The 18,034-nt window shown below is 47.1% G+C and carries 14 protein-coding genes and 1 tRNA gene; 5 read left to right on the forward strand and 10 right to left on the reverse strand.

Annotated elements, in window-relative coordinates:
- Positions 1–115: 115 nt before the first annotated feature.
- Both ACZ5EJ_RS07125 and xerC read left to right on the forward strand, forming a co-directional pair.
- Complete coding sequence (locus ACZ5EJ_RS07125; RefSeq protein ID WP_011634616.1) at positions 116–817, forward strand: DUF484 family protein; 702 nt, start codon at positions 116–118, stop codon at positions 815–817.
- Complete coding sequence (gene xerC, locus ACZ5EJ_RS07130) at positions 801–1,766, forward strand: tyrosine recombinase XerC (RefSeq protein ID WP_464556829.1); 966 nt, start codon at positions 801–803, stop codon at positions 1,764–1,766. The genes ACZ5EJ_RS07125 and xerC overlap by 17 nt, the downstream gene beginning before the upstream one ends.
- Positions 1,767–1,812: 46 nt before the next feature.
- Here xerC and ACZ5EJ_RS07135 read toward each other — a convergent pair whose 3' ends face one another.
- From ACZ5EJ_RS07135 to ACZ5EJ_RS07180, 10 genes are all read right to left on the reverse strand, one after another.
- Positions 1,813–2,715, reverse strand: a complete 903-nt coding sequence (locus tag ACZ5EJ_RS07135; protein WP_464556830.1) for a prephenate dehydrogenase — start codon at positions 2,713–2,715, stop codon at positions 1,813–1,815.
- Between the two features lie 27 nt (positions 2,716–2,742).
- Positions 2,743–3,861, reverse strand: a complete 1,119-nt coding sequence (hisC, locus tag ACZ5EJ_RS07140; protein ID WP_464556832.1) for a histidinol-phosphate transaminase — start codon at positions 3,859–3,861, stop codon at positions 2,743–2,745.
- Positions 3,862–3,882: 21 nt separating this feature from the next.
- Positions 3,883–4,941, reverse strand: a complete 1,059-nt coding sequence (pheA, locus tag ACZ5EJ_RS07145; RefSeq protein WP_464556833.1) for a prephenate dehydratase — start codon at positions 4,939–4,941, stop codon at positions 3,883–3,885.
- 39 nt (positions 4,942–4,980) lie between these two features.
- Complete coding sequence (locus ACZ5EJ_RS07150; protein WP_464556835.1) at positions 4,981–6,198, reverse strand: 3-phosphoglycerate dehydrogenase family protein; 1,218 nt, start codon at positions 6,196–6,198, stop codon at positions 4,981–4,983.
- The gene (serC, locus tag ACZ5EJ_RS07155; RefSeq protein WP_464556836.1) at positions 6,191–7,297 is read right to left on the reverse strand and encodes a 3-phosphoserine/phosphohydroxythreonine transaminase; all 1,107 of its coding nucleotides are present in this window, start codon (positions 7,295–7,297) and stop codon (positions 6,191–6,193) included. The genes ACZ5EJ_RS07150 and serC overlap by 8 nt, the downstream gene beginning before the upstream one ends.
- Before the next feature lie 17 nt (positions 7,298–7,314).
- Positions 7,315–9,861 carry a DNA gyrase subunit A gene (gene gyrA / locus ACZ5EJ_RS07160; RefSeq protein ID WP_464556837.1) on the reverse strand — a complete coding sequence of 849 codons (2,547 nt, stop codon included), beginning with the start codon at positions 9,859–9,861 and terminating at the stop codon, positions 7,315–7,317.
- Positions 9,862–9,930: 69 nt separating this feature from the next.
- Complete coding sequence (locus ACZ5EJ_RS07165) at positions 9,931–10,563, reverse strand: ABC transporter substrate-binding protein (protein ID WP_256328201.1); 633 nt, start codon at positions 10,561–10,563, stop codon at positions 9,931–9,933.
- Positions 10,541–11,656, reverse strand: a complete 1,116-nt coding sequence (locus tag ACZ5EJ_RS07170; protein ID WP_464556839.1) for a glycosyltransferase — start codon at positions 11,654–11,656, stop codon at positions 10,541–10,543. The genes ACZ5EJ_RS07165 and ACZ5EJ_RS07170 overlap by 23 nt, the downstream gene beginning before the upstream one ends.
- Before the next feature lie 63 nt (positions 11,657–11,719).
- Positions 11,720–12,883 (reverse strand): adenosyl-hopene transferase HpnH, encoded by a 1,164-nt coding sequence (hpnH, locus tag ACZ5EJ_RS07175; RefSeq protein WP_011634626.1) that lies wholly within the window; start codon positions 12,881–12,883, stop codon positions 11,720–11,722.
- Between the two features lie 215 nt (positions 12,884–13,098).
- Positions 13,099–13,186: transfer RNA gene (locus tag ACZ5EJ_RS07180), tRNA-Ser, on the reverse strand.
- Positions 13,187–13,428: 242 nt separating this feature from the next.
- On the opposite strand from ACZ5EJ_RS07180, the gene tkt reads away from it, so the two are divergent.
- The 3 genes from tkt (at position 13,429) to ACZ5EJ_RS07195 (ending at position 18,015) form a co-directional block, all read left to right on the forward strand.
- On the forward strand, positions 13,429–15,447 hold the full coding sequence (gene tkt, locus ACZ5EJ_RS07185; RefSeq protein WP_011634627.1) for a transketolase: 2,019 nt from the start codon (positions 13,429–13,431) through the stop codon (positions 15,445–15,447).
- A gap of 63 nt (positions 15,448–15,510) precedes the next feature.
- Positions 15,511–16,518, forward strand: coding sequence for a type I glyceraldehyde-3-phosphate dehydrogenase (gene gap / locus ACZ5EJ_RS07190; RefSeq protein ID WP_011634628.1), 1,008 nt, complete (start codon positions 15,511–15,513; stop codon positions 16,516–16,518).
- A gap of 318 nt (positions 16,519–16,836) precedes the next feature.
- Positions 16,837–18,015: a phosphoglycerate kinase gene (locus ACZ5EJ_RS07195; protein ID WP_011634629.1), complete on the forward strand. Its 1,179-nt coding sequence runs from the start codon at positions 16,837–16,839 to the stop codon at positions 18,013–18,015.
- Positions 18,016–18,034: the final 19 nt, after the last annotated feature.

Below are 18,034 nucleotides of genomic sequence, written 5' to 3' on the forward strand. Positions count from 1 at the left end.
TGTGTAATCCTCTCCGGGTGTGCTCTTGCACCCGAGTGACAGCCGTCTCCGCATGACATATTGATGCCTCGCCGTGGTAAGATACTTGACCTGTAACAATGAAATATACGCGCCCATGACCACATCCGAGGAAGTTGTCCAATATTTGCAGGATCATCCACAGTTTTTTGAGGAGAATCCTGATTTGATGGAATCTCTCCATTTCCCGCATCCATACGAAGGTCGCGCCATTTCAATTAATGAGCGGCAGGTGGCAATGTTGCGTGAGAAAAACAGGCTTTTGCAGAGCAGACTGCAAGAACTGGTAGATGTCGGTGAGAAAAACGATGTTATCGGCGAGAAAATGCATCGCCTGACAGTTGCGTTGCTGAGTTTCGATTCATTACCCGAAATGCTGCACGGACTACAGTACCATTTGTGCGAAGATTTCTCTATTCCGCACGTTGCGTTACGCTTATGGCAAATCGATGAACTGGGCACTCAGGCAGACCTTCCTTCTCCTGAATTCAATCAAACCAGCAGCAACATCCATATTCTCGCACAAGGTATGCCACACCCTTATTGCGGGCCAGAGATAGATGATGAAATCCGGCAATGGTTTGAGATGGATGCAGAATATCTACAATCCTTTGCTCTTATCCCATTAAAGAAGCAATCCGGTTTCGGCTTGCTGGTGATGGCCAGCCCGGAAGTAGAACGTTTTTTTCCCGACATGGGCACACTTTATCTGGAACGCCTGGGAGATATGGTCAGCAGTTCCATTACGCGACTGATACAGCAGGCTCCTGGAGCCACCACGTGTGAATCCACTTCATGACGAGCAGGATCTTCCTGCCTTACCATCGCTGCTTGGCGAATATCTGACTTATCTGTCCAGCACGCGTAGCCTTTCTGTTCAAACACAGCATCATTACCGGCGCGACCTGATAGCATTGGTACGCTGTACTGTCGCTCAACACGAAAACGGAAACAACAAGATTTCTGATATTTCGCTGACCCGGTTGCATTCGCATGATATCCGCCATTTCATCGCACGCTTACATAGTAGCGGCCTTTCCGGCAGAAGCCTGGCACGTATGCTGTCCGCTTGGCGCGGATTTTATCGTTATCTGATCCGTCATCATCACCATACCGGGAACCCCTGCCTGGATGTGCGTGTGCCAAAATCTCCACATAAACTGCCGCATGCGCTTTCGCCAGATGAAACCGCACAACTGCTGACATTCAACCCTTCTTCTAATGATGTGCTGGCAACACGCGATCTCGCCATATTCGAGCTGTTCTATTCATCTGGGTTACGTCTGACTGAGCTAACACAGCTCCAACCAACTGATATTGATTTCACTGGGGGCACAGTGCGCGTTACGGGTAAAGGCAATAAAACCCGTATCGTGCCAGTTGGCGAGCTGGCGCTACGCGCACTGCAGGCCTGGCTACCGCTGCGCAGTGCGTGGCTGATACCGGGTGAGACGGCACTATTTTTATCACAGCGCGGGCGTCGCATCCACCCGCGCACAATTGCCTACCGTCTGCATCAGCGTGCCCAATTGCAAAACCTTGATAGCCGGGTACATCCGCACACACTGCGCCATTCATTTGCTTCTCATTTGTTGCAATCCAGCGGCGATCTGCGTGCAGTTCAGGAAATGCTCGGGCACAGCAGTATCCGCAGTACGCAGGTCTACACTCACCTGGATTTTCAGCATTTAGCAAAAATCTACGACCAGGCACATCCGCGCGCCAGAAAAAAATCAAAAACAGATTAGATCTTGCGGGATACTTGAGGATATGGGAGAACCGGATACAGAAGAATCAGGAGTTATTCCCGAGAGCTGACCAGTTTCTTCGGGTGACACGTGCTTCTGAAAACAGTTTTTCTAGCGCTTCACTGTCATGATCGATCAGTATTTGCTGCAGTTTAGATAGCTCCAATTGATAGGCTTCAATTTGTGCAAGTAATGCTATGCGGTTATCGAGACAGATATCCCGCCACATTTCCGGGGAGCTGGCAGCAATGCGAGTCATACCGTTCAGGCTGCTGCCTGCGAGACGTAAAAGTTCTAGTGGATTTCCCTCACTCAAGGTAAGACTCTGAGTCTGGATATGCTGCATCAACGAAAATGCCAGCATGTGCGGAAGATGGCTGATAGCAGCAAGTATCTGGTCATGCTGTTCTGGTTGCATAGATGAAACCCGGGCCCCACAGTACCGCCAGAGGGCGGTAACATAATCAATAGCCTGTTGATCGTTCTCCTGTAATGGCGTCAGAATCACGGGTTTATTCTGAAAAAGATCAGGGGAAGCAGCTTCCGCACCACTGAGTTCGGTTCCGGCAATCGGGTGGGCAGGAATAAAATAGCTGATATGTTTACCCAAGTACGCGCGAGCAGCATCAACCACACTCTGCTTGGTACTGCCAACATCGGAGACGATAGTGCGAGCTTCTAAATAAGGCGCTATCTGCTGCAAAATACGAGCAGCCTGTTTTACAGGAACTGCGAGTAATACAAAATCTGCACCAGACAGTGCGGCAGCAAAATCGCCGATTTGTTCGTCAATGATGCCCAGCTCAAGGGCGCACTGCATGTTTTCAGGGCTGCGCCCGATTCCGGTGATATGTTTAACCAGGCCAGCCCGACGCAACGCTTGCGCAAATGAACCACCAATTAATCCCACACCGATAATAACCAGTTTTGAAATGCTGGATGAAGCCATGATCGGTGTGTATGGGTTGGTGGGTGATTAGTCGGATTCTTTCAACGCTTGTTCCAGTGCATACAGGAATCTCTTGTTTTCTTCCTCAATCCCGATAGTCACTCGCAAATGATTGGGCATGCCGTAATTACCCAATGGACGCACAATGACCCCTTGCTGCAACAGACTTTTGTAAATTTTCAGGGTATCGGCCTGATGGCCGTCAATCTGGATGCTGACAAAATTACCAAAAGAAGGGATAAAGCCGACACCCAGTTGATCCAAACCAGCGATCATCCGCTGCATACCGGTCCGGTTTGTCATGTAGGAAAGTTTGACAAATTCAACATCATCGAGCGCTGCCTGAGCAGCCGCCAAACCAATGCTGTTGACATTGAAAGGCTGGCGGATACGGTTCATCAGATTGGCAATATCAGCATGCGCCAGTGCAAAACCGACACGTACGCTGGCCAGACCATAAGCCTTGGAGAAAGTATGCGTGATAACCAGATTCTGGAAATTTTTCAACCATGCGACACTGTTGGTCTTGTTCGCTTCTGGCAGATATTCATCATAAGCTTGATCCAGAATAACAAGTACATCCGGCGAAACACGTTCTATAAAACGCAATAGATCTCTGGCATCGCACAAGGTGCCAGTCGGATTATTAGGGTTCGCAATAAATATGATGCGTGTTTCTGGTGTAATAGCATCCAGCATGGCTTCCAGGTCGTGCCCATAATTTCTGGCAGGAACAGTAATGCCTCTGGCACCTGCTGCCTGAACCAAGAGCGGATATATGGCAAAAGCATACTGGGAATAAATTGCACTTGTACCGGGCCGCAGAAAGATGCGGGAAGCAAGCTCAAGTACATCATTGGAGCCGTTGCCCAGCACGATTTGCTCGGCAGATACACCCAGACGATCAGATAAAGCCACTTTTAGTTCAAAACCACTCCCATCTGGATACCGTGCAGACTCACTAAGCGCCTGAATCATCGCTTCTCTTGCCAACGGGCTGGTTCCCAATGGATTCTCGTTGGAAGCCAGTTTAATGACTTCATTTTTATCCAGACCGAGGTCTCTGACCAGTTCCGATATCGGTTTACCCGGCTGATAGGGTTGGATTGCCCGGATATATTCCGGTGCCAGTTCAAAAAGGTTCATAACATTCAGGAATTAATTAATTTACGCTGCAGGGTAAGAGCCGAAAACCTTCAGAAAGGTTGCATTGTCGCGCAGCATCTGAAGTGCCCTGGCTACGTTTTCATCTTCCTGATGCCCTTCAATATCCGTAAAGAAAACATATTCCCACAGACTTGCGCGTGAAGGGCGCGATTCCAGGCGCGTCATACTGACACAATGTTGTGCAAAGGGCGCCAGAAGCTCATGGACTGAACCAGGTCGATTATGCGTGGCCATGGCCAGTGAGGTTTTATCTTTTCCGGAGGGCGCCACTTCCTGCATACCTACCACCAGAAATCGTGTCGTGTTATTCGGGTTATCCTCGATATTGGTGGCACAGATCTTCAATCCGAATACTTCAGCAGCTTTCTTCCCGGCGATCGCAGCGGCGCTGCTATCTGCTGCAACCTGACGGGCAGCATCTGCATTGCTGGCAGCATTGATACGATCAGCGGCAGTCAGATTTTCATTGAGCCATGCCTGACATTGTGCAAATGATTGCGGATGTGAATAAACTCTTCGAATAGAAGCCAGATCGGCGTGCTGTGCCATCAGACACTGATGGATGGGCAGCTGAAGTTCGCCACATATCTTCAAGGGCGTCAGTAACAACAAGTCCATTGTTCTGCCGACTGCCCCCTCAGTCGAATTTTCGACTGGTACAACACCATAATTAGCTGCACCAGATTCAACCTTGCGAAAAATATCGTCAATTGAACTGCAGGGTATTGAGGTAACCGCGCTACCAAAACGTTTGGTCACTGCTTCTTCCGAGAATGTACCCTGTGGCCCAAGATAAGCAACAACTAAAGGCTCTTCCAGTGCACGGCAGATTGATATGACTTCGGTAAACAAATGCACGATATGCTCATCTCGTAATGGCCCCGAATTTGCTTGCTGCAAACGAGAAAAGATTTGTGACTCACGCTCAGGGCGATAAGCCGTGCCGGATTTCTGTCGACCAATCTGTTGCGCAAGCCGTGCACGGGTATTAATCAATCGGAGCAATTCATCATCGATTGCATCGATTTCATTGCGCAGTTGTGTAAGCTGTTCCGTCATCAATAGGGATTTAATAAGATTGCGGCTGGATTTTCTGCTTTACACTCGTTCAGGCTCGGAAGGTACTGAAACAGGCAGATAACGAACCATTAACACACCCGTAATCTGGGCAATTGCACTAATGATTTCCGGCGGAACAGCCCTGTCAGTATCGACCAGTGTATAAGCCATTTCCCCACGGGATTTATTGATCATATTATGAATATTTAGGCCGATATCCGCCATGCGGGTTGATATTTGCCCCAGCAGATTAGGGACATTGGCATTAGCCACGGCAACCCGGAACGGAGTTCCACGCTCCATGACAACATCCGGAAAATTGACGGTATAACTGATATTACCGTGAGCTATATAATCCATGATCTGGTCAGCAATCATCATGGCGCAATTTTCCTCCGCTTCATGCGTAGAGGCGCCCAGGTGAGGTAAGGTGATAACTGCCGGTTGCTGCTTCAATTTCTGATCAGGAAAATCACAAACATAATTTTTGATAATTCCACTCTTGATACCAGCCAGTACAGCATCTTCATCAACGATGGCATTACGCGAAAAATTAAGCAGAATTGTATTTTTCTGCATATGAGATATCAGTGGGCCGTTGATCAGATGCCGAGTAGATTCATTAAGCGGCACATGTAATGAAATAAAATTGCTGCGGCGCACCAAATCTTCAATCTGATTAGCTCTTTGTACTTCTGCAGACAAGCTCCATGCTGAATCGATCGTGATTTTCGGGTCATAGCCCAACACCTTCATCCCGAGTTTGATTGCAGCATCCGCCACAGGTCGCCCGATCTTGCCAAGGCCAATAACACCCAATGTCCGCCCTGGCAGCTCCAGTCCGGAAAACTGTTTTTTACCTGCTTCAACCTGCAAATGAAAGGATTGATCATCTCCTTCCAGCGCTTCAACAAAACGCAAAGCCGGTATCAGATTACGCGATGCCATTAACATCCCTGCCAGCACGAGTTCCTTGACTGCATTAGCATTAGCCCCAGGTGTATTAAAAACCGGAATACCGCGTGCACTCATCTGGTTGACGGGAATATTGTTTGTTCCAGCACCGGCACGACCGATTGCAATCACACTTACGGGTATGTCCATATCGTGCATGTTATGGGAACGCACCAGTATCACATCAGGATCGGAAATATCACTACTGATCTGAAAAATATTGGCAGGTAAACGCTTGAGTCCGACCGAAGCAATCGAGTTTAGCGTAAGAACTTTGCAGATTTTCTGAATATCTTCAGACATGGTTTTTCTCAAATTCCCGCATGAATGTCGCCAGTGTCTGCACCCCTTCCAATGGCATGGCATTATAGATTGAAGCACGCATGCCACCGACTGATCGGTGCCCTTTCAACTGAAGCAATCCATGTGCCTGCGCCTGTTTCAGGAATACCTCATCAAGACCGGAATCACTTAGTGTGAATGGAATATTCATCCTCGATCGATCTGATCGGCTGACCGGACAATGGTAGAAACTACTGGCATCAATCAGATCATAGATCAGTTTAGCCTTGGCGATATTACGCTGTTCGACCGCAGCTAATCCACCCTGTTTTTTTAACCATTCCATGACCAGCCCCATGATGTAAATGGCATAAGTGGGAGGTGTATTATACATTGAAGCCTGATCCGCATGCGTTTTGTAGCGGTACATGGTGGGAGTCCGGGGAAGTGGCGGAATAGCCAGCAAATCTTCTCGGATAATCACGATCACCAGCCCGGCCGGGCCCACATTTTTCTGTGCTCCTGCGTAAATCAACCCGAATTTACTGACATCAAATGGCCGCGACAGGAAATTGGACGACATATCAGCGACCAAGGGAATATTACCATTGCCACCAAGGGCCGCAGATAAATCAGGCGTCCAATGGAATTCAACTCCACCGATCGTTTCGTTGGGCGTATAGTGCACATAAGCTGTATCAGATGAAATATGCCATTGTTCCAGCGGGGGAACGGAGTTGAAGCCATCTTGTTCCGATGATGCAGTGATATGAACAGAGCAGTATTGACCCGCCTCAGAGGCGGCTTTTTTTGACCATTGGCCGGTATGAACATAATCTGCTTGAGTATTTCCTTCAAGCAGATTCATCGGTACCACGGCAAACTGACTGGACGCCCCTCCCTGAAGAAAGAGTACTTTGTAGTTAGCGGGAATATTCGCCAACTCACGCAAATCGGATTCGGCTTTATCCACTATGGACATGAATTCTTTCCCGCGATGACTCATCTCCATGACCGACATGCCACTACCATGCCAGTCCAGCATTTCCTCGCGAGCCTGTTCCAATACTTCCTCCGGCAAAACAGCCGGTCCTGCACTGAAATTGTATATTTTCCTCATTGTGTCACCGGGTTGAATTAATTCTCATCCGTTTCAACGATTCTTTCCAGTCCAGCAAGTTTCTCGCCGGCATCCAGATTAATCAGTGTAACCCCCTGAGTTGCCCGGCCCATTTCACGAATTTCACTGACACGAGTACGAATCATGACACCTCCAGTGGTAATTAACATGATTTCATCATTGGGTTCAACGAGTTGCGCAGCGACAACTTTACCATTACGTTTATTGGTATTGATCGCGATCATACCCTGAGTACCTCGGTTATGCCGGGTATATTCAGTAATGGAGGTGCGTTTTCCATAACCATTCTCAGTTGCGGTCAATACTGTCATATTTTCACTATCTGCAACCAGCAGAGAGATAACTTTTTGTTCTGCCCCAAGCTTCATGCCCCTGACCCCGCGCGCATTACGTCCGGTCGGGCGCACATCATTTTCATCGAAACGCATTGCCTTGCCTGCATCAGAAAAAAGCATGACGTCATGCTTGCCTTCGGTAAGCGCAACACCAATCAGATAATCCCCTTCATCCAGAGCGACCGCAATGATCCCATTGGTCCGTGGCCGGGAAAACTCTGATAACGGTGTTTTTTTGACTGTACCACCAGCAGTTGCCATAAATACGTAGCGGGTATCATCAAATGACTTGACCGGCAGAACAGCATTGATCTTTTCATGCTGCTCCAATGGGACAAGGTTATTAATGGGCCTGCCGCGGGAAGTACGGCTGCCTTGCGGCACGTTGTACACCTTTATCCAGTAAACCCGCCCGAGGCTGGAGAAACACAGGATAAAATCATGGGTATTGGCAATAAACAGATTATCAATGAAATCATCCTCGCGAGTAGTAATCGCTTGCTTACCACGTCCTCCACGTTTTTGTGCCTGGTAATCGTCAAGCAACTGAGATTTAATGTAGCCTGCGTGTGACAGAGTCACTACCATATCAGTGGGTGTAATCAGATCTTCCGTACTTAAATCTTGTGCATCGATCACTACCTCGCTGCGCCTGGGATCGCCGAACTGCCCTTTGATAGCCGTCAATTCTTCAATAATAATAGCGGTGATACGTTCTGAATTTGCCAACATATTGAGGAGATCCCGAATTTTATCCAGTATCTCTTTATACTCGGAGACAATTTTTTCCTGCTCCAGTCCGGTAAGACGTTGTAACCTGAGATCAAGAATCGCCTGGGCTTGCGCATCGGATAAGCGATATTCCTGGTTTGACATCCCGAACCCGGTTGCCAGTGTTTCAGGACGAAATGCGGCTGCATCAATCATTGCACGGCGGAGCATTTCTTCAACCAGGGATGACCGCCATGTTCTGGCCATCAATCCTCTTTTAGCTTCAGCCGGAGTCGGGGCTGCCTTGATCAAGGCAATAATCTCATCGACGTTAGATAACGCGACTGCCAATCCTTCCAGTAAATGGCCACGTTCCCGCGCTTTCCTGAGTTCAAATACGGTGCGCCGTGTTATAACTTCGCGACGATGACGTAGGAAATAATCCAGCATCTGCTTCAGATTGAGCAAACGCGGCTGTCCATCGACCAGCGCCACCATATTTATGCCAAATGTATCCTGCATCTGCGTCTCTTTGTACAGATTGTTCAGGACAACCTCAGGCACCTCTCCACGCTTGAGTTCAATGACCACGCGCATACCGGATTTATCCGATTCATCGCGCAAATCTGAAATACCCTCTATCCTTTTATCTCTTACCAGCTCTCCGATACGTACCAATAGATTGGCCTTGTTCACCTGATAAGGTAATTCATCGATAATGATGCTGTGGCGATTTCCTTTATCGAGCTCTTCAAAATGCGTTCGGGCACGCATAATGACGCGCCCTCTTCCAGTCTGGTATCCATCCTTGATACCAGATATACCGTAAATGATGCCGGCAGTTGGAAAATCGGGGGCCGGAATACAAGCCATCAACCCAGCGATATCGATATCTGGATCACTTAGCAACAGCAAGCAAGCATCAATCACTTCGCTGATATTATGAGGCGGGATGTTGGTTGCCATACCCACCGCAATACCGGATGAACCATTAATCAGCAAGTTGGGTATTTTTGCCGGCAGAATCAATGGCTCCTGTTCGGAACCATCATAGTTGGGGCCAAAATCAACAGTACTTTTATCCAGGTCGGCCAGCAACTCATGGGCAATGCGCGACATTCTGATTTCGGTGTAGCGCATAGCTGCTGCATTATCGCCATCAATCGAGCCAAAATTACCCTGCCCGTCTATCAGCATGTAACGCAGAGAAAAAGGTTGTGCCATACGCACGATCGTGTCATAGACAGCTGTATCACCATGCGGGTGATACTTACCAATCACATCACCAACGATACGTGCAGATTTTTTATATGGCCGGTTCCAATCATTGGATAGTTCATGCATGGCGTAAAGCACACGCCGGTGTACTGGTTTCAACCCATCACGCACATCAGGCAAGGCTCGTCCTACGATAACGCTCATCGCATAATCGAGGTAAGAGCGCTTCATCTCATCCTCAAGACTGACGGGCAATGTTTCCTTTGCGAATTGTTCCATGTATAAACTACTTTAGTGGTGAAATATTCGGGTTATACCCATACGGGCAAAGCAACTGCTGCGCAAGAATTACTGATGGCTCTGCTCAATATAAGCAGTTTTTTGTTCCAGCATATCAATCAGGGCGGCGATACCATTTTTTTGCAACACGGCGTTGTATTCAGCCCGTTTCAAGGCCAGATCGCTAACTCCATCAACTACAATATTGATAATGCGCCAGCCTTCACTGGTCTTGTTCATCACATAATCAAAATTAACAGGATTACCATCGGTACGAATGAGTTGGCTGCGAACCAGCATCCGTCCTCGCGGAAGCTGTGTCCGTTCAACAATTTTGAACTGCTCGCCATCATACTGGCTAAACCGGTCTGCGTAGGTCGCAATGCTGTTTTCCTGAAATGCCTGGCTAATAGCCTGCTGCTGATCAGAGTTGAGTTTTGCCCAGTGCGCGCCCAGCACAGAACGGATAATTGCTGCAAGATCATGTGTCTGTTGAATGATGGGAGTAAGAAGTTTCAGGCGACCACTATAGCCAATTTTCTGGCCCTGTTGCATAGCCTGGATCAAACCATTCTGCAGAGTAATCACCACCTCGGCACCATCACTTTTAGATGACTCTGCCTGCAATCCAGCAGCAGTCATCACCAGCATGGCAACCACCAATAGCTTAAATACTCTGTTAGTTGTGTTCAGAAGCTTCATAGCGTCGATTTTTCCAGTGAGCCCGTATTCCTCGCCAGTATCTGAACGCAGATGTCCAGGTCATCAGCAGGTATAGCGTGCCAGTTACAGGCAATGCGGCACCCCAGAGTGGCGAGCTTCGATAAAATCTGAGTACGGGTGTATAAACAATCAGCATGGCCAGCCAGGTAAGCACACTGCTGGCCACAAAAATCTTATCCGCATAAATAATCGCAGACAATGGCGCGCACCAGAACATACTGGTCATGATCAACGTACACAGAAACAGCAGCAACAATGAATAATGCAGTTGCGTAAATGCAGTACGGGCAACGGTGTTCCAGATGGCAGCGAGACTGTCGTAGCCCCGATGACTTTGAACAGCATGACTAAGTCCGATCCAGGTTTTAAAACCGGCCTGTTTAACCAGAGTGGCCAGCGTACAGTCATCAATTAGCGCATTGTGAATACTGGTAAAAGCATTAATAGATTTCAGCACACTGGTTTTGACCAGAATGCACCCACCCGCAGCAGCAGCCATACGGGACTCTGGTTTATTAGATAACCTAAATGGATATAACAGCTTGAAGAAAAATATAAAAGCTGGCACCAGCAGGCGTTCGGAGAAACGCTTGACTGGCAGCTCAGCCATTAACGACACTAGCGATAAATTTTCCTGATGCGCCTTATTTAACAAAGCCTCCAAAATACCAGGTGACAAGCTGATATCTGCATCCAGCAACAAAGTATACTGCGTACGCACCTGCTGCAGCCCCTGATCCAACGCCCATAACTTTCCACTCCAGTTTTTAGGCGGGGTTGTACCAGAGATAATCTCTACCCCTGGTCTCTTCGCCAGGGTTGCAGTACGATCTTCCGATTGATCATCAATTACAATAATCCGCAAATCCTCACCTTGAGCTTGAAGCTTGCTCAGAGTCTGATCGATAAACTGTGCTTCGTTACGTGCAGGAATCAGAACTGTGACATCGCTGAAGAACCGATTTACTTCTACACCAATTGAAGGTTCGAGCTGTTCCCGAACACTCCAGGCCCGCCACGGAGCCAGCAGGATAGCCCACCAGCAAAATACGCCTGCCAAAGTCATATACATTATCAATGTAATCATGACTTCCGATAAGCGGGAATACGACTTTTCTCAGGCCAGGAAAAAATATTAATTATCCGGACCGGACGAATGATCTGGTGCCGGCGCAATGGTCTTATGTTCAACAGTTACTGACACGGGAAAGGGTTTCCGTTTATTTGTATCATGCTGCGATCCATTGTTTGTTTGCAACGGATCCAGCGCCATGGGTCCCTCTACACGCGGGCCGCGCATGCTGACTCGTAATGCCTTAAAAGGATGAGCAAAAGTATCGTTAATGGCAGTAGGCTCAAACCCGCAATGCGCCATGCAATTTGCACATTTAGGGTTATTCCCAACACCATACCGATCCCAATCGGTCTCTTCCATCAATTCCCGGAAGTTTGCTGCATAGCCTTCATCCACCAGCAGGTAACAAGGCCTTTGCCAACCAAATAAGTTGCGTGTGGGATTTCCCCACGGAGTACATTGGTAGTTTTGATTGCCGGCGAGAAAATCCAAGTACAGGCTGGAATGATTGAATCTCCAGGGGGTCTTGCGCTTTTTTCCAATCTGGAAAATCGAACGGAACAGCCGTTTGCTTACCGACCTTTGTAGAAACACATCCTGCCGTGGTGCGTGCTCATAGCTGAACCCAGGGGATACATTAATTCCTTCAACACCAAGTTCTGTTGCGGTATCAAAAAATGCGGCCACTTCCTCAGCTGTTTCGCTCTGAAACAAGGTGCAGTTGACAGTCACCCTAAAACCTCGCTGAAGCGCCTGCTCAATCACCGGAATAACCTTGTCATACACTCCCTCTCTACATACCGACGCATCATGCCGCTCCCGGTTTCCATCAAGATGAATGGAGAATGTCAGATAAGGAGAAGGCTGATAGTCGTCCATACGAGCGTCTAATAGCAGTGCATTGGTGCAAAGATATACGAATTTTTTACGTTGAATGATGCCTTGCACAATTTGCGGCATTTCCTTGTGGATAAGCGGCTCGCCCCCTGCAATGGAAACAACTGGCGCTCCACATTCATCTACGGCATGCAAACATTCATCCACACTTAGACGACGACGTAACGTTTCTTCCGGGTAATCAATCTTGCCACAACCCGCACAAGCCAGATTGCACTGAAATAACGGCTCAAGCATCAGCACCAGCGGATACCGCTTATTACCCCGGAGTTTTTGTTTCAGTATATAACTGCCTACCCGGTATTGCTGCAAAAGAGGAACACTCATTATTAAATTTTCTCCATTTTTTATACCAGCCAATGTCTTGATTTTTTGCCCGTTAAGAATCTTGTGCAACCATCCAGTCTTTCCGGATAGAAGAATATTATCTCCATCAAGCTGACGCCAAGAAAAATCCAAGAGTTGCCGGATCAGGATACGTTGACACCATCTTTATCCATTCAAAAAACGCAACCCCAAGCATATCCTCATAAAACCATGAATGGCGGAAGAGGTGGGATTCGAACCCACGAACAGTTTCCTGTTGCTGGTTTTCAAGACCAGTGCCTTCAACCACTCGGCCACTCTTCCCTGGATGACAGACTGCAGAAATTAAGAAGCGGGATAATACCCTCCAATTAATTATTTTACCACGACCTTCATCTTAAAATCCGGCTGACAACCAGGAAGCCCAAGAGAAATTGCATCCTGTATTGTGAACTGACCAGTCTTAAGAGATAATGGCCTCTTTTGCCGGTTTTTGTTGGTCATCATGTGGTGCATCACATTGCGGGCGGCAGTTTCAGTTTTTGAATAATCGAGGACGAGAGCAAATGAAGGAAGCATTCAACGACTTTGGTGCACCAGTATTCAATAATTTGACCAGTGCAATTCGCGCATTGGCCATGGATGCAGTCCAGAAAGCCAATTCCGGTCACCCGGGCATGCCAATGGGTATGGCAGAAATTGCAGAAGTGTTATGGATTCACCACATGCGCCACAATCCGGCAAACCCCGAGTGGGCAGACCGTGATCGTTTTGTATTATCAAACGGGCATGGCTCCATGCTGATATATGCGCTGCTCCACCTCACCGGTTATGATCTGTCCATTGAAGATATAAAAAATTTCCGGCAGCTTCATTCAAAAACTCCCGGACATCCTGAGTATGGTTATACCCCAGGCGTTGAAACTACAACAGGGCCGCTGGGGCAAGGCCTTACCAATGCTGTCGGTATGGCACTGGCCGAAAAAATTCTGGCGGAAGAATTCAACCGGCCTTATTTCCCGATCATGGATCATCACACCTATGTATTTCTGGGGGACGGTTGCCTGATGGAAGGCATTTCACATGAGGCTTGTTCGCTGGCAGGAACACTGCAATTAGGCAAGCTAATTTGCTTTTATGATGATAACGGCATCTCAATTGACGGGCATGTCGAAGGATGGTTTACAGACAACACTCCGAAACGTTTCGAATCTTATGGCTGGCATGTTGTTCCAAATGTTAATGGGCACGACCCCGTGGCAATACAAGCAGCCATTGAAACAGCCAAGAAAGTACAGGACAAGCCCACACTGATCTGCTGTAAAACAGTAATCGGGATGGGTTCACCCAATAAGGCCAACACCAGCTCCATTCACGGAGCGGCACTCGGAAAAGATGAAATTGCTGCTGCCCGTCCTCATATTGGCTGGAATTATCTGCCGTTTGAAATTCCACAAGAAGTTTATGATGCATGGGATGCCCGTACCAAAGGCCAGGCGTTGGAGTCCGCCTGGAACACCATGTTCGCGGAATACAGCAAAAAATACCCTGCCGAAGCTGTCGAATTTACTCGCAGAATGGCCGGTGAGTTACCTATCAAATGGGTTGATCATGTTGAGGGAATTATCAGTCAGATTAACGCCAGAGAAGAAAGTATCGCTACCAGAAAAGCATCACAAAATTCAATTGAGGCGCTAGCGCCGGTACTGCCCGAGCTGATCGGTGGATCAGCCGATCTCACTGGCTCCAATCTCACCATGTGGTCAGGATCCAAAGTAACCAGCGGCAATACTACTGGAAATTATATTCACTACGGTGTACGGGAATTCGGTATGAGTGCAATCATGAACGGCCTGTCACTGCATGGCGGAATTATCCCCTACGGTGGAACCTTCCTGATGTTTTCAGAATATGCCAGAAATGCCTTACGTATGGCAGCATTAATGAAAATTCGCAATATTTTTGTATTTACCCATGATTCAATCGGGCTGGGTGAGGATGGACCAACTCATCAACCGGTTGAACAAACCGCCACATTACGCATGGCCCCCAATATGGATGTATGGCGCCCATGTGATACAGTTGAATCTATCGTTTCATGGGTGGCTGCTATAGAACGCAGAGAAGGCCCCACGTCTCTCATATTCAGCCGCCAGAATCTGCCTTTCCAGAAACGAGATGCAGCAACGATCAGCCTGATTAAGAAAGGAGGATACATTCTTTCTGAAGCAGCAAATGGAAACCCGCGAGTAATTATCATAGCAACTGGCTCAGAAGTTGGACTTGCAATGGGCGCACAGAAGGTTCTAGCTGAAAACGGTGTTGCAGTACGTGTTGTATCAATGCCCTGTACCAATATTTTTGATAAACAGGATCTGGCGTACCGGGATAGTGTCTTGCCAAAGGGAATTAGACGCGTGGCTGTAGAGGCCGGTGTAACCGATTTCTGGCGTAAATACGTCGGACTTGAAGGAGAAGTGGTTGGAATCGATAAATTCGGTGAATCAGCTCCTGCAGAAGAATTATTCGAATATTTTGGCTTTACTGTTGAAAATGTCGTAAACGCGGTAAAAAGAATTATATAAACGCGGAAAGTTCTTTTCTTGTCTGCAAAACAGGTTTTTAGTAAAAAATACGGAGATAAAGGGATGGCAATTAGAGTTGGCATTAATGGTTTTGGTCGTATCGGACGGATGGTTTTTCGTGCTTCTATAGAAGAGTTTGATGACATAGAAGTTGTCGCAATCAACGATTTACTGGAACCGGATTATCTCGCCTATATGTTATTACATGATTCCGTTCATGGTCGTTTCAAAGGAGATGTATCTGTTGACGGTAATAATTTGATAGTTAATGGCAAGAAAATTCGCTTAACTGCCACCAAGGATCCAGAAGAACTGAACTGGGGTGAAGTCAAGGTTGATGTCGTGGTGGAATCCACCGGATTGTTCCTGACCAAAGAACTCTGTGAAAAACATATCAAGGCAGGCGCTCCTAAAGTCGTCATGACTGCGCCATCCAAGGATGATACGCCAATGTATGTTTATGGTGTCAACGATAAAACATATCAGGGTGAAGCAATCATTTCCAATGCATCATGTACTACCAACTGCCTGGCCCCGATCGCAAAAGTATTGAATGATACTTGGGGTATCAAGCGTGGTTTGATGACGACTGTTCATGCTGCCACGGCAACACAAAAAACAGTTGATGGCCCTTCCAATAAAGATTGGCGTGGTGGACGCGGAATTCTCGAAAATATTATTCCTTCCTCTACGGGCGCAGCCAAAGCAGTTGGTGTGGTTATTCCTGAATTAAATAAGAAGTTAACCGGCATGGCCTTTCGCGTACCCACTTCTGACGTCTCGGTTGTAGATTTAACAGTGGAACTGGAAAAAGATGCATCTTACGACGAAATTCGTAAGGCAATGAAAACAGCTTCTGAAGGCTCCATGAAAGGTGTATTAGGCTACACTGATCAAAAAGTGGTTTCCACTGATTTTCGTGGAGAAACCCATACATCAGTGTTTGATGCAGAAGCCGGCATTCAGCTGGATAAGAATTTTGTGAAAGTTGTTGCCTGGTATGACAACGAATGGGGTTATTCCTGCAAGGTACTGGAAATGGTACGAGTTATCGCTGGCCGTAATAATTAAAGCTAAAGATATATTTTTCATGGAATAAACCACTGGGGTTGGTTGTTTATTTCTTACCCTGGAAATTGTGCTGTAACCAGTTCCCTACTGGTTACAGCTTTGTTGCTTCAATAAACAAAAAAGCTATTTTTCATCCCAATCCGGGCAAGAAATTGCAGATAAATCAGTTGATGATCTATAGAAGAAATTAATCTTGATATTGCCGCTTCTATGAACAGATGCATCTATATTTTTATCGTCCTTCTCAATTCAACAACTAATTAATTTCCATCTGATTATCTTATAAAATCAGCAAGTTATCTAAAATATGGAGCCAATGTGTCAGTTATTAAACTTGTCGATCTAGATCTGAAGAATAAACGTGTTTTTATCCGCTCTGATCTGAATGTTCCTGTGAAAGAAGGTAAGGTGACTTCAGATGCACGCATTACTGCATCCATGGCAACTATAAATCATTGCCTGAAGCAGGGAGCAAGAGTAATGGTAACTTCCCATCTGGGGCGTCCGGAAGAAGGCGTGTGGGCCATGGAAAATTCTCTTCAGCCAGTTGCCAATGATATTAGCCGGAGACTGGGAACAACTGTCCGATTGATCAAGGATTGGGTTGATGGTGGATTCGAAGTTGCGCCCGGAGAGCTGGTAATTTTGGAAAATTGCCGAATTAATAAAGGTGAGAAAAAAAATCTTGAAGAAACAGCAAAAAAATATGCCAATTTGTGTGATGTCTTTGTTATGGATGCTTTTGGTACAGCGCATCGTGCAGAAGCCTCAACACACGGTGTAGCCAAATATGCACCAGTTGCTTGTGCTGGCATTTTACTTACCGAGGAATTGGATGCTTTAACCAAAGCCTTGCACCAGCCAGCACGCCCACTGGTAGCAATTGTAGGAGGATCCAAAGTTTCCACCAAATTGACTGTTCTGGAATCACTTACTGAGAAAGTTGATCAACTTGTGGTTGGTGGAGGAATTGCTAATACTTTCCTCAAGGCTGCTGGGAACAATGTTGGAAAGTCTCTGTGTGAGGATGAACTGGTACCTATAGCGAAATCCCTGATGGATAAAATGAATCAGCGTAATGCAACGATTCCCATCGCGATTGATGTCGTTGTCGGAAAAAAATTTGCTGCAGATGAACCTGCTGTTCTAAAAGAAGCAAATGCTGTTTCCGATGATGACATGATTTTTGATATCGGCCCCAAGAGCACTCAAGAACTGGTTAACATCATCATGAAGGCCGGCACAGTTGTCTGGAATGGCCCCGTTGGCGTGTTTGAATTTGATCAGTTTGGAGAAGGGACACACGCAATCGCCAAGGCAATTGCTGAAACTGATGCTTTCACCCTGGCAGGCGGTGGTGACACGATTGCCGCCATTCAGAAGTATGATATTTACGATAAGGTTTCATACATATCCACTGCCGGAGGTGCATTCCTGGAATTCTTAGAAGGAAAAAAACTACCCGCTGTCGAGATCCTGGAATTACGTGCACAGTGAGGCCTGAGAAGATTTTCTT

The sequence above is a fragment of the Nitrosomonas sp. TNE100 genome, assembly GCF_055387135.1.

Bases quoted from the DNA above. Each gene is read 5' to 3' on its own strand.
- ACZ5EJ_RS07125 (WP_011634616.1), top strand. From the start codon at position 116: ATGACCACATCCGAGGAAGTTGTCCAATATTTGCAGGATCATCCACAG.
- ACZ5EJ_RS07135 (WP_464556830.1), bottom strand. From the start codon at position 2,715: ATGGCTTCATCCAGCATTTCAAAACTGGTTATTATCGGTGTGGGATTA.
- hisC (WP_464556832.1), bottom strand. From the start codon at position 3,861: ATGAACCTTTTTGAACTGGCACCGGAATATATCCGGGCAATCCAACCC.
- pheA (WP_464556833.1), bottom strand. From the start codon at position 4,941: ATGACGGAACAGCTTACACAACTGCGCAATGAAATCGATGCAATCGAT.
- ACZ5EJ_RS07150 (WP_464556835.1), bottom strand. From the start codon at position 6,198: ATGTCTGAAGATATTCAGAAAATCTGCAAAGTTCTTACGCTAAACTCG.
- serC (WP_464556836.1), bottom strand. From the start codon at position 7,297: ATGAGGAAAATATACAATTTCAGTGCAGGACCGGCTGTTTTGCCGGAG.
- gyrA (WP_464556837.1), bottom strand. From the start codon at position 9,861: ATGGAACAATTCGCAAAGGAAACATTGCCCGTCAGTCTTGAGGATGAG.
- ACZ5EJ_RS07165 (WP_256328201.1), bottom strand. From the start codon at position 10,563: ATGAAGCTTCTGAACACAACTAACAGAGTATTTAAGCTATTGGTGGTT.
- ACZ5EJ_RS07170 (WP_464556839.1), bottom strand. From the start codon at position 11,656: ATGTATATGACTTTGGCAGGCGTATTTTGCTGGTGGGCTATCCTGCTG.
- hpnH (WP_011634626.1), bottom strand. From the start codon at position 12,883: ATGAGTGTTCCTCTTTTGCAGCAATACCGGGTAGGCAGTTATATACTG.
- tkt (WP_011634627.1), top strand. From the start codon at position 13,429: ATGAAGGAAGCATTCAACGACTTTGGTGCACCAGTATTCAATAATTTG.
- gap (WP_011634628.1), top strand. From the start codon at position 15,511: ATGGCAATTAGAGTTGGCATTAATGGTTTTGGTCGTATCGGACGGATG.